The following is a 12,346-nucleotide window of genomic DNA, read 5'->3' on the forward strand; positions in this document are numbered from 1 at the left end:
CCATGCGACTGCCTTTCCTGCTCACCCTGCTGCTGGCCGCCGCCAGCGCCAGCGCGGCCGACTACACCGCCCAGCCCGGCTCGACCCTTGGCTTCGCGGGCAACTACCAGGGCGAGTCCTTCTCGGGCCGCTTCTCGAAGTTCACGCCGGCGATCCGCTTCGATCCCGCCGACCTGGCCACGGCGCGCTTCGACGTGCGCATTAACGTCGCCAGCGCCAGCACCGGCAATCCCGACTACGACGGCGAGATGCTGGGCGCGGCCTTCCTGAACAGCGTCGCACAGCCGGAAGCGCGCTACGTCGCCACTAGGTTCCGCGCGCTGGGCGGCAACCGCTTCGTGGCCGAGGGCCAGCTGACGCTGCGCGGCATCACGCAGCCCGCGCCGCTCACCTTCACCTGGACCGCGGGCGAGAAGCCGGTGCTGGCGGGCGAGGCAGTGCTCAGGCGCCTGCAGTTCGACGTGGGCACCGGCGACTGGAGCGATCCCGAAGTGATCGCCGACGAAGTGAAGGTGGTGACGCGGCTGGTGCTGGCGCCTTCGAAGTAAGGCTTGGCGTAAAGCGTCGGGCCTGAAGGCCCTCCTGCAGGGCCGCGTGTAGGAGGGACTTCAGTCCCGAAGCTTTTCAGCCCGCCAGGAACCGCCGCACGGCCTCGCCCGAAAACGGCCAATCCAGCTCCGCCCCGTCCGGCTCGCGCCGCAGCACGGGAATGCGCGCGCCATAGCGCGCCTCCAGCGCCGCATCGCCATCGATCCACAGCGATTCGAAATCCGCCACGCCGGCGGCGGCCAGCTGTTCCCAGGCCAGGTCGCACAGGTGGCAGTCGTCGCGCTGGATCAGGGTCGGTGGCATGGCGTGGCCGGCAGTTCGCCGGCGTACAGTCGCTTCGGCGGGATGGCGCATAGAATAACGGCCTTCCCCAGGAACCCGCGCATCCCATGGCCGTCAGCGTCTTCGACCTCTTCAAGATCGGCATCGGCCCCTCGTCCTCGCACACGGTCGGGCCGATGCGCGCGGCCGCGCGCTTCACCAGCCACTGGCTGGAGGACGGCGGCCTGCTGGCGCGCACCGCGCGGGTGCGGGTCGAGGTCTACGGCTCGCTGGCCCTGACCGGCCGCGGCCACGGTACCGACAAGGCCGTGCTGATGGGCCTGGAGGGCCATTGGCCCAACCAGATCGACCCCGACCTGATCCCGGCCGCGCTCGAGCGCATCCGCAAGCAGAAGAAGCTGCGGCTGCTGGGCCGCCACGAGATCGGCTTCGACGAGAAGAACGACCTGGTGATGAACAAGCGCCAGAAGCTGCCCTTCCACACCAACGGCATGCGCTTCACCGCCTTCGACGCCGATGGCGCGCAGCTGGCGACGCGCGACTACTACTCGGTCGGCGGCGGCTTCGTGGTGAACCAGGACGAGGCGGCGGAAGACCGCATCGTCGCCGACACCACCGAACTGCCGTATCCCTTCCACTCCGGCGACGAGCTGCTGCAGCGCTGCGCCGAGTCCGGCCTGGGCATGGCCGGCATCATGCTCGCCAACGAGAAGGCCTGGCGCAGCGAAGAGGAGGTCTACGCCGGCCTGCGCGAGATCTGGCGCGCCATGCAGGACTGCACCGCCCGCGGCATCCGCGAGAAGGGCACGCTGCCCGGCGGCCTTCACGTCGCGCGCCGGGCGCCCTCGCTGCACGCGGAGCTCTCGTCCAAGCCCGAGGCCGGCATGCGCGACCCGCTGACCGTACTCGACTGGGTCAACCTCTACGCCCTCGCCGTCAACGAGGAGAACGCCGCCGGCGGCCGCGTCGTCACCGCGCCCACCAATGGCGCGGCCGGCATCATCCCGGCGGTGCTGCACTACTACGACCGCTTCTGCCCCGGCGCGAGCGAGCAGGGCGTGTTCACCTTCCTGCTCACCGCCGCCGCGGTCGGCATCCTCTACAAGGAGAACGCGTCCATTTCCGGCGCCGAGGTCGGCTGCCAGGGCGAGGTGGGCGTGGCCTGCTCGATGGCCGCCGCCGGCCTCACCGCGGCGCTGGGCGGCACCCCGGGCCAGGTCGAGAACGCGGCCGAGATCGGCATGGAGCACAACCTCGGCCTGACCTGCGATCCGATCGGTGGCCTGGTGCAGATCCCGTGCATCGAGCGCAACGCGATGGGGGCGGTCAAGGCGATCAACGCGTCGCGCATGGCGCTGCGCGGCGACGGCAAGCACAAGGTCTCGCTCGACAAGGTCATCAAGACGATGCGCGACACGGGCCGCGACATGCAGGACAAGTACAAGGAAACCTCGCGCGGCGGCCTCGCCGTCAACGTCATCGAATGCTGACGCCCCGCCTCTGACGTGCGCCGGGCGCACGCCGGAGGGTGGGGAAGTGTGATGGGGGCGCTTGCCGGGACGGGGGCGCAGGCGCGATAGTCGGGGCAAGCCTGCCAAGGGACGTCCACGTGACGAACATGCGCCGCGCCCTGCCCCGGTTCGTCTTGCTTGCCGGGCTGCTGGCGACCGGACCCTTGGCGGCGCTGGACCCGGACAAGGCCTACCATCACTACGTCCGCAATACCTGGAGCATCGAGGAAGGGCTGCCGCAGATCAGCGCCCTGGCCATCGCCCAGGACCGCCAGGGCTACCTCTGGGTCGGCACCCAGGCCGGGCTCGCCCGCTTCGACGGCGCGCGTTTCACCGTGTACACCCCCGAGAATTCCCCCGGGCTGCCCGGCGTCTGGATCCAGGACCTGCTGGTGGATCCCGAGAACCGGCTCTGGGTGTCTACCTACCGCGGTCTCGCCGTGCGCGACCCCCAGGGGTTCCGCGAGATCCGGCTGCCGGGGGCCGCCGCCGGTGCCAACACCGTCACCGACACCCGCGACCTGGTGCGGACCGCCGACGGCGTGCTGCTGGTCGCCGCGCCGCAGGGGGTATTCCGGGTGCGCGACGACGCACTGGAGTTGGCGCATCCGATGTCCCGCCCCGCCACCGCCCTGCTGGCGACGGCCGAGGCCTTGTTGGTGGGCCAGCGCGGGCAGGTGCTGCGGCTGGCCGACGGCGTGACCGAGTTCATGCCGCTGCCCGAAGGCGACGAGGACACCGTGGTCACCGAGCTGATCGAGGCCCAGGGTCGGCTGTGGGCCGGCACCAGCGGCGGACTGTTCCATCGCGAGGGCGGCGAGTGGAAGCGGCACGAAGGCGGCGAGCCGCTGTCGCGGGCACCCATCGAGACCCTGTTCGAGGACAGCGACGGTAACCTGTGGGTCGGCATGGTCGAGAACCTGGCGCGCCTGCGCAACGGCCGCTTGCGCGAGATCGTGACCGACGAGCCGTCGGCGTCGGCGGTGCGTTCGGTGTTCGAGGATCGCGAAGGCAACGTCTGGTTCGGCGGCCAGTGGGAGGGCCTGACCCGGGTCTGGAACGGCTGGACGCGGCGCTACGGCAAGCGCGAGGGCCTGGTCGACCCGGTGCTGTGGTCAGTGGCGCGCGGCACCGACGGCAGGCTCTGGGCCGGCAGCAACTCCGGGCTCAGCGTGATGGAGGGCGGCGGCTTCCGGCAGACGGTCAAGGGCAGCGACCTGCCGCACCCCAATGCGTACACCCTGCTGCCCGAGGACGACACGGTCTGGATCGGCACCCGGCGCGGCCTGGCCGTGCTGCGGGGCGACCGGCTGGAGCGGCCCGCCGAGTTCAACGCCTTCCGCGGCGCGCAGGTCAACGGCATCCTGCGCGACTACCGCGGCGCGCTGTGGTTCGCCACCACGCAGGGCCTGTATCGCCACGCCCGCGGGGAGCTGCGCGGTTTCGGCCCGGAGGACGGCCTGCGCGAGACGCGCACCCGCCTGATGCTCGAGACCAGTGAGGGCCGGCTGCTGCTGGGCACCCAGTCGGGCCTGTACGAAGTGATCGGCGACCGGGTCGAGGCGGTTGGCGCGGACAGCGGCCTGCCCAACACCGTCGACGTCACGGCCATCCACGAGCTGCCCGGCGGCGAGCTGGTGATCGGCACCCTGACCGAAGAGGTCTTCCTGCTGCGCAACGGCCGCTGGACCCGGTTCGGCGCCGAACAGGGCATGCCGGTGAACTCGGCCTTCTTCATCACCCACGACCGCCAGGGCTACGTGTGGGTGGCCGGCATCCGCGGCATCCAGCGCATCCGCCTGCGGGACATGCAGGCGCTGGCCGATGGTGACATCGAGCGCGTGCGGGGCGAGATGCTGCTCAACGAACGCGGCGACCGGCGCGGCGGCCAGAAGGGCGACTGCTGCAACGGCGCCGGCAATGCCAAGGGCTTCCTGTTCGGCGGCGACCTGTACCTGCCCACGCGCAGCGGGCTGGTGGTGATGTCCACCGAAGGCATCGTCAAGAGCGAGGTGGCGCCGCGCAGCCTGATCGAGCGCGTGCGGGTGGGAGACGAGTGGCGCGAGGCCGACCCGACCGCCAACTGGCGGCTCGGGCAGGACGACCGCGACCTGAGCTTCGATTTCACCGTGCTCAGTTTCCAGGACCCCAAGAGCGTCGAGCTGCGCTACCGGCTGGTCGGCTACGACAGCGACTGGCGCGAGCTCGAGGACGTGACCCGCCGCAGCGTGAACTACACCAACCTGCCGCCCGGCTCCTACGTGTTCGAGGCCATCGGCGCCAACAGCGCCGGCATCTGGAGCCCGGCGCCGGCGCAGTTGGGCTTCCACATCCAGCCGCGCTTCCACGAGACCGGGCTGTTCCAGCTGCTGCTGGCGGGCCTGTTCGGCAGCCTGGTGTTCGCGGGCTACCGCCGCCAGCAGGGCAAGCACCTGCGCCAGCGCGAAGCCCTGGAGGCCTTGGTCAGCCAGCGCACGGAAGCGCTGGAGGTGGCGAACTTCCGGCTCGAGGAAGCCAGCCAGACCGACCCGCTGACCGGCCTGCGCAACCGCCGCTACCTCGCCAACCAGATTCCCGCCGACATCGCCTACTACGACCGCGAGGCGGTGCGCCGCGCCACGCCAGGCGAGGTGATGGTGTTCGCGCTGGTGGACGTGGACCACTTCAAGGCCGTCAACGACCGCCATGGCCACGCCGCCGGCGACCGCGTGCTGCAGCAGTTCGCGCAGGTGCTGGGCCACCTGGTGCGCACCGGTGACTACATCGCCCGCTGGGGCGGCGAGGAATTCCTGGTGGTGTTCCGGCCGATGCCGAACCGGCACCTGCCGATCCTGGGCGAGCGCATCCGGCAGGCCATTGCCAACCACCGCTTCGACGTCGGCACCGGCGAGCCCATCGCGCTCACCTGCTCGATCGGTTTCATCGAATGCCCGCTGTTCCGCGATGCCCGCGGCAGCCTGGGCTGGGAGCAGATGGTCGAGCTGGCCGACCGCGCGCTGTACCACGTGAAGGCCCACGGCCGGAACGGCTGGGCGGCCTATCGCCCCCTGCCCCACGCCGACCTGCCCGGCCTGCTGGCGGCCCTGAAGAGCGGCGAGACCGACCTGCTGGCCTCGGGCAAGTTCGAGCTGGTGGGCTCGGAGGGCGTGGTCGCCCCCTAGTCGGCGGCGGCTCCCCGGGCCTATCCTCGGGGCATGCAGCAGACCCAACGACGGATTGGCCTGTTCGTCCTCCTGGTGGCGCTGTACGTCGCTGGGGGTGCCTACGCCACCGAGCTGGTGGGCGGGCCGGCCCAGGTCGCGCTGTTCTGGCCCGCTTCGGGCATCGCATTGGCCGGCGTGATGCGCTTTGGTGCGCGCTGGGCGGTGTTCGTGCCGATCGGCGGGCTGCTGGTGCACCTGCTGTTCGCGCCGGTGCCGCTGGCCTTCCTGCCCTGGTCGCTGGCCAGCAACTTCATCGGCGTGCTGGTCGGCGTATCCCTGCTCAAGCGCGCACCGGGCAACGACCCGCTCACGGTCGACTTCGGCCTGCGCGCGCTGCTCGGCGGCATGGCGATGGCGGTCACCAGCGCCCTGATCGGCACCGTGGGCATGGTGCAATCGGGGATGATCGCGCTGGACGCGCTGCCGTCGGCGATCTCGCTGTGGTTCCTGGGCGACCTGCTCGGCGTGGCCAGCATCGCACCGGCGACCCTGCTGGCGCTGGCGCGCCGCGAGCGGCGCCGGGTTGCCGACGGCACCAGCTACGCCGCCGAGCCCGAACAGCTGCTCTGGAACGTGGCGATGGCGTCCAGCTACCTGCTGATGGCCTGGGGCGCCAGCCTGGGCGGCAACTACGCGCTGGGCCTGGTGGCGCTGCCGCTCGGCATCCTGGTCTGGAGCGCGCTGCGCTTCCCGCCGCTGCACACGGCGATGGCGGTCGCAGTAACGATGCTGCTGGTCGCGGGGATGGCCGGCATGGCGCTGGCCGGCTACCCGGCGCCGGCGCACACGCGCGACAGCGTCAGCCTGCTGTCCTTCCTGATCGCGGTGGCGGCGCTGCCGATGATCCTCTCCTTCGCCATGCACCAGCAGCGCAGCAGCGCCGCCAGCCTGACCCAGCGCGCCAACACCGACCCGCTCACCGGCCTGGCCAGCCGCAGTGCGTTCGAAGAGCAGGTGCGGGCCGCCCTGGCCGAACCCGGCGCGCCGCAGATGGCGCTGGCCTACCTCGACCTGGACCACTTCAAGCTGATCAATGACACCGCCAGCCACGTCGCCGGCGACAGCATGATCCGCGGCATCGCCGGCGTCATCGAGGCCCACCGCCACCGCGACGACCTGGTGGCCCGCACCGGCGGCGATGAGTTCGCGCTGCTGCTGCGCAACTGCACGCCGATGGTGGCCGAGGACCGCGCCCGCGCCCTGCTGCGTGCGATCGAAGGCTACCGCTGCGGCTGGGACGGCCGCATGCTGGCCACCACCGCCAGCGTTGGCCTGGTGGCCTGCCAGCCGGGCCAGGGCGACTACGCGCAGCTGCTGTCGCAGGCCGACGCCGCCTGCTTCACCGCCAAGGAAAAAGGCGGCAACCGCGTCTGCCTGGCCAGCCTGGACGGTGGCGAGCTGCTCGACCGCACCGCGGCGATGAAGTGGGTGGTGCGCATCCGCGAGTCGCTGGAACACCATGCCCTGGAGCTGCACTGCCAGAGCATCGTCCCGCTGCGGGCGGGCCTGCAGTCGGGCCGCCACTTCGAGGTGCTGCTTCGCCTGCGCGACCCGCGCACGGGCGAGCTGATGATGCCCGGGCGCTTCATGCCCGCCGCGGAGCGCTTCCACCTCGGCACCCGCATCGACCGCGAGGTGATCAGCCAGACCCTCGACTGGCTGGACGCCAACCCCGAGGCCGCCGCCACCGCGCGCACCTGCGCGATCAACCTGTCGGGCGATGCGCTGATCGACGATGGCTTCATCGGCTTCGTGGCCGAGCGCCTGCGCCGCGGCGGCTTCCCGGGCGACCGGCTGTGCTTCGAAATCACCGAGACCAGCGCGGTGCGGGACCTGGCCCGGGCCCAGCGCTTCATCACCGAGATGCGCGGGCTGGGCTGCCGGTTCGCACTGGACGACTTCGGCACGGGCTTCTGTTCGTTCAATTACGTGCAGGCGCTGGACGTGGACTACTTCAAGATCGACGGCAGCTTCGTGCGCGACATGGACACCTCGCCGCTGTCGCTGGCCGTGGTGCGCTCGATCAACGAGATCGCGCACGTGCTGGGCAAGCACAGCATCGCCGAGCACACCGAGTCCGACGCGCAGCGGCGCGCCCTGGCCGCGCTTGGCGTGGACTATGCGCAGGGCCACGCGGTGGACAGGCCTCTGCCGATCGCGACCTATTTCGCGGCACCGCCCCGGGGCTTCTGGCAGTGATTGGCCTGCGGTGGATGGTGCTTGCGCTGCTGTGCGCCACCGGCGCCGCCGCGGCCGACGACAGCCCGGCCGAGCTGGTGATCGAGCGCCGCGGCGCCGACGTCGTGGCGTATGCGGTGAACCGGCTCTCGGGGCCGGTCGAGATCGAGCTCAATGCGCTGGAGCTGGTGGACATGGCCAACGACACCGCCCTGCCCTTGCGCCGGGTGCTGCCGGCGCGGGCGCGGGTCGAACTGGTGCGGCTGACGGCGCTGTCGCCGGCGGCGAGGCAGTCGCTGCGGCTGGACGCCACGCCCGGCCCGCCCGGCAAGGTCGCGCGCGACGTCGCCTACTCGCTGCCGGTGGACGAGCGCCGGTTCGAGCTGGGCCAGGGCTTCCACGGCGGCTTCAGCCACGACGACCGCGCCAACCGCTACGCCGTGGACCTGATCGTGGCCGAGGGCACGCCGGTGCTGGCGGCCCGCGCCGGCGTGGTGATGCAGGCCGAGGGCGGCTTCCGCGAGGGCGGCCTGGACCCGGCGCTGGCCAACCGCGCCAACCTCATCCGGGTGCTGCACGATGACGGCAGCATGGCGCTTTACGCGCACCTGCAGCCGGACGGCGTCTACGTTCGCCCCGGCGACACGGTGTCGCTGGGCCAGGTGATCGGCCGCACCGGCAACACCGGCTACTCCAGCGGCCCGCACCTGCACTTCGCGGTGCAGGTGAACGCCGGGCTGGCGCTGGCCTCGATCCCCTTCCGCATGGTCGGGCCGGACGGCTTCCTGCCCCTGCGCTGACGGGTCAGAAGGAGTAGCGGACGATGAGCTGGTAGACCCGGCCCGCGGACTCGGTCTCGATCTCGTACTCGTCGTAATCCCGTGCCACCTGGTCGCCGATGGTATTGAACTTGTCGAACACCTCGTCCTTGGAGGCGTCAAGCAGGTTCGAGCCGGTCAGTCGCAGCGTCCACTGCTCGCCAAAGCGCTTCTCCACGAACACTTCGAGGTCGGCACCGTAGGAGGTGACGATCTCCTCGCCGACGATGCGCCCGAACGCGTCACCCTGCTTGCGGTAGCTGGCGCCGAAGGACGCCGCCAGGGTCGGCAGCTGCTGGATGAAGCCCACGTTGAACACATTGCGCGACTGGTCGTTGAATCGGCGCACGCCGAAGCCGTCCGTGATCTCGGAGTCCAGCCACGAGTAGTTGAAGAACACGCCGGTGTCCTCCAGGCCGATGGCCGTCAGGGGCGTGGACAGATCGAGCTCGATGCCCCAGACCTCGCCATCCCCGGTGTTGCGCGGCTGCAGCACGAAGGTACCGGGACCTTCATCGCCCTCGACGCCGGTGTTGGCGACCTCGATCAGGTCGCTGATGTCGCGATAGAAGGCATTGACGCCGACGACGCCACGGCGTCCGAGCCGGCGCTCCCAGCCAAGGTCAAGGCCCCAGGCCAGCTCCGGCCTGAGGGCCGGGTTGCCGAGCAGGTCATTGTCGCCGAGCTCGGCCAGCCTCAGGGCCGGCGAGATCTGGTCGAACCCCGGGCGGCGCATGGTGCGGGCCACCGAGGCCGTCAGCCGGTTGGAATCGTCGAGGTTCCAGCGCAGGTGGGCGGACGGCAGCAGTACGCCGTAGTCGTTCTCAACACGGGCGTCGGCCGGGTCAACCGTCAAGTCGTTGATCTTGACGTCCGTCTGCTGGTAGCGCAGGCCGGTCTCCCATTCCACGGAGCCCGCTTCGCCGCTGAGCTTCACGAACGGCTCAAGCCGGGTCTCCTCGATGTTGTTCAGGCCGCCATCCACCGGCAGGAAGGGACCGAAGTCACCCGGAATGACGGGCCGCGGTGACGGCGCGTTCGGGATGGTGATGCGATTTCGATCCGCGGTGATCGAGGTGTCGCGGTCCTTGCGCGTGGCCTCGATGCCGAATCGCAGCTCGGTGCCGCCGAGGTCGCGCGTGTGGCGGAGCTCAGCCGAGTACTCACGGTCCTGGATGTCGACATAGGCGCGATCGCCCGTGAATCGATCGTCCTCAGGGAACGGATTGGAATCACGCAGGTATTCGAACTCGTCCTCGAACTCGAACTGCTCGTCGTCGATGCCGGCGTAGCCAAGCCGGATACGGTTCTCGCCGCCGGCGCCCTGCCAGGCGTACTCGGCGCCGAACTGGTAGTTGTCGGTCCGGATATCGAGGTCGTTCGCATTGATCGAGAGGATGCTGGCGTCGGCCTGCACGCCGGCGTCGTATTCGATCGAGTCCTCGACCTGGATCCGGTCGGTTCGCACGTAGAAGGCATTCAGCGCCAGCCGGCCGGGGCCGACCTCGGCCGAGTAGTCGAGGTTGAACGAATAGTCGTCGCCGCTTCGGGTGTCGGTCTGCACCTCGGTGTTGTCGAGGGCACCGCCCGGCGCGTCGAAGCGCTGGCTGAACTTCAGCTTGGGGTTGCGCCGGCCCTGGGTGCTGGCGCCGAGCAGCAGCTGGCCGCCCAGGGCCTCACCGCCCCAGACCGCGCCGAAGGTGGGCTCGATCTCATCGTCCGGGTACTGCGCCGCGCCGATGCGCAGGTAGCCACCCTCGAGCGAATAGCCGTCGCGCAGCACGATGTTGAGCGCGCCGGCGATGGCGTCGCCGCTGCGGTCGGCGGACGAGGAGCGCACGATCTCGATGCGGTCGACGAGCTCGGCCGGAATGCGGTCGACGAAGAAGGAGCGGTCGAAGCCGGCGCCGGGTACACGGCTGCCGTTGATCAGGATCTGGGTATAGCCCGGGTCGAGGCCACGCAGCCGGACGCCGTCGTACTCGAGCACGTCCGACAAGAATGCGACGCTGGGCACGCGCTTGAGCATGTCGCCCACGGTGAGCGGCTCGAACGACTGGAAGTAGGCCAGGTCGTAGACCAGGGTGGCGGGCTCTTCGGTGCGGTCGCGGTAGACGATCTCGCCGGTGACCTCGATGGCGTCGAGCTCACGCACCGCGCCGTCGGGCGTGGGCACCGTGTCCTGCGCAGCGGCAAGGCCGGCGCCGGCCAGCAGGGCGCCGGCGATGGCCAGCGAGAGTCGGGACGCGATCGGATGCTTCGTCATTGCCACAAGTTCCCCTGGAATGGATGCGGGGATTTCTACGCGGCGCACATGGCGTAAATGTGACCGGTGACGGTGTCATGGGAATGACTTTCGACTGCGATACAAGCGTCACCGACTTCCTTCAATCTCCGGATGTAACCATGCGCCCCACCCTGCTTCCGCTCGCCCTGCTGCCACTGTTGATCGCCGCCGCCTGCACGCCGGCCACGCCCGAGCCGGCCGCAGCACCCACTACCGTTCCGGCGCCCGTGCGCGACCGCGAACCGGACGAGAACGTCGAGGTCGATCCGCTGCTGGCCGACGCCGGCATCGCGCATGCCGTGGTCACGGAAGCCTTCCTCACCGAAATGGTGCCGGAGAACAACACCGACTCGCTGGCGTCCTGGACCGCACCGGACGGCGTCACCTGGCTGCTGGCGACCGCGAAGGAAGGCAGCAAAGGCCTGGTGCTTTACGACGGCGACACCGGCGCGACGCTGCGCGACATCGGCACCGTCGGCGCGGGCCCGGGCCAGTTCAGCCGCCCTAACGGCATCGCGGTGGCCGGCGACCTCGCCTTCGTGGTCGAGCGCGACAACGGGCGCGTGCAGGTGCTGTCGCTGCCGGACCTCGAGCCGCGCCTCACCTTCGGCGAGGGCGCGCTGGTGAAACCCTACGGCCTGTGGATCCGCGAGCACGGCCAGGGCGACTTCGAGGTGATGGTGAGCGATGCCTACATGGCGGGCGAGGACGCGCAAGGCGAGGACATCCTGCCGCCGCTGGACCAGCTGGACGAACGCATCCATCGCTACCGCGTCCGTGCCAACGGCGCGGCGCTGGTGGCCGAAGCCACCGGCACCTTCGGCGACACGGGCGCCGACGGCGCCATCCGCATCCCCGAGTCGCTGTGGGGCGACGTCGCCCACGACCGCGTGCTGGTGGCTGAGGAAGACGTGGCCACCGGCACCGGCTATCGCGAGTATTCGCTGGACGGCGTGTTCAAGGGCCGCTCGATCGGCGTCGGCCAGTTCAAGGCCCAGGCCGAGGGCCTGTCGCTCTGGGCCTGCGCCGACGGCAGCGGCTACTGGGTCGCCACCGACCAGTTCAAGGACCGCAGCCTGTTCCACGTCTTCGACCGCGTGACGCTGGAGCCGCGCGGCGCCTTCGCCGGCCAGGCCGTCGCCAACACCGACGGCGTGTGGCTGCACCAGGCGGGCACAAAGCGCTTCCCGGCCGGCGTGTTCTACGCCGTGCACGACGACATGGGCGTGGGCGCCTTCGACTGGCGCGACATCGCCAAGGCCCTGGGCCTGCGCGAGACCTGCGCCACGCCCTGACGCGCTCCCTGTGGGAGGTGTCAGGTGAGAGCTTTCAGGACGTCGTCGAGCAAGGCGGCGGCGGTGACGTCGGCGCCGGCGCCGGGGCCCTGGATCTGCAGCGGGCGGTCGCGGTAGCGGGTGCTCCAGATCGCGACGCGGTTGTCGCAGCCGCGGCCGACCGCCAGCGGGTCGTCCGGCGCCAGCGCCTCCAGGCCGACGCGGGCGCCGGCGGCGTCGAAGC

General features: G+C 70.5%; 8 protein-coding genes and 1 pseudogene. 6 read left to right on the forward strand and 3 right to left on the reverse strand.

Features of this window, described 5'->3' with window-relative positions:
• Window positions 1–2 precede the first annotated feature (2 nt).
• Window positions 3–548: a YceI family protein gene (locus tag Q0C12_RS08700; RefSeq protein WP_290889044.1), complete on the forward strand. Its 546-nt coding sequence runs from the start codon at window positions 3–5 to the stop codon at window positions 546–548.
• 76 nt (window positions 549–624) lie between these two features.
• On the opposite strand, the gene Q0C12_RS08705 is transcribed toward Q0C12_RS08700, so the two are convergent.
• Window positions 625–852 (reverse strand): glutaredoxin family protein, encoded by a 228-nt coding sequence (locus Q0C12_RS08705; RefSeq protein WP_290889047.1) that lies wholly within the window; start codon window positions 850–852, stop codon window positions 625–627.
• An 86-nt stretch (window positions 853–938) separates the two neighbouring features.
• Here Q0C12_RS08705 and Q0C12_RS08710 point away from each other — a divergent pair, with 86 nt between their 5' ends.
• The 4 genes from Q0C12_RS08710 (at window position 939) to Q0C12_RS08725 (ending at window position 8,523) form a co-directional block, all read left to right on the forward strand.
• The gene (locus Q0C12_RS08710) at window positions 939–2,321 is read left to right on the forward strand and encodes an L-serine ammonia-lyase (RefSeq protein ID WP_290889050.1); all 1,383 of its coding nucleotides are present in this window, start codon (window positions 939–941) and stop codon (window positions 2,319–2,321) included.
• A 128-nt stretch (window positions 2,322–2,449) separates the two neighbouring features.
• Entirely contained in the window at window positions 2,450–5,503 is a 3,054-nt protein-coding gene (locus Q0C12_RS08715) for a ligand-binding sensor domain-containing diguanylate cyclase (protein WP_290889062.1), read from the forward strand.
• A gap of 33 nt (window positions 5,504–5,536) precedes the next feature.
• Window positions 5,537–7,744 carry an EAL domain-containing protein gene (locus Q0C12_RS08720; protein WP_290889052.1) on the forward strand — a complete coding sequence of 736 codons (2,208 nt, stop codon included), beginning with the start codon at window positions 5,537–5,539 and terminating at the stop codon, window positions 7,742–7,744.
• A gap of 14 nt (window positions 7,745–7,758) precedes the next feature.
• On the forward strand, window positions 7,759–8,523 hold the full coding sequence (locus Q0C12_RS08725) for a M23 family metallopeptidase (protein WP_290889055.1): 765 nt from the start codon (window positions 7,759–7,761) through the stop codon (window positions 8,521–8,523).
• Window positions 8,524–8,527: 4 nt separating this feature from the next.
• Here Q0C12_RS08725 and Q0C12_RS08730 read toward each other — a convergent pair whose 3' ends face one another.
• The gene (locus Q0C12_RS08730; protein WP_290889057.1) at window positions 8,528–10,807 is read right to left on the reverse strand and encodes a TonB-dependent receptor; all 2,280 of its coding nucleotides are present in this window, start codon (window positions 10,805–10,807) and stop codon (window positions 8,528–8,530) included.
• Between the two features lie 140 nt (window positions 10,808–10,947).
• Between Q0C12_RS08730 and Q0C12_RS08735 the strand changes: the two genes are divergently transcribed.
• On the forward strand, window positions 10,948–12,123 hold the full coding sequence (locus Q0C12_RS08735; protein ID WP_290889059.1) for a phytase: 1,176 nt from the start codon (window positions 10,948–10,950) through the stop codon (window positions 12,121–12,123).
• 20 nt (window positions 12,124–12,143) lie between these two features.
• Here the strand turns inward: Q0C12_RS08735 and Q0C12_RS08740 are convergent.
• Window positions 12,144–12,346: pseudogene (locus Q0C12_RS08740) on the reverse strand (homoserine dehydrogenase); the annotation flags it as partial.

This window comes from Arenimonas sp. (assembly GCF_022842045.1).
GTDB lineage: Bacteria > Pseudomonadota > Gammaproteobacteria > Xanthomonadales > Xanthomonadaceae > Arenimonas.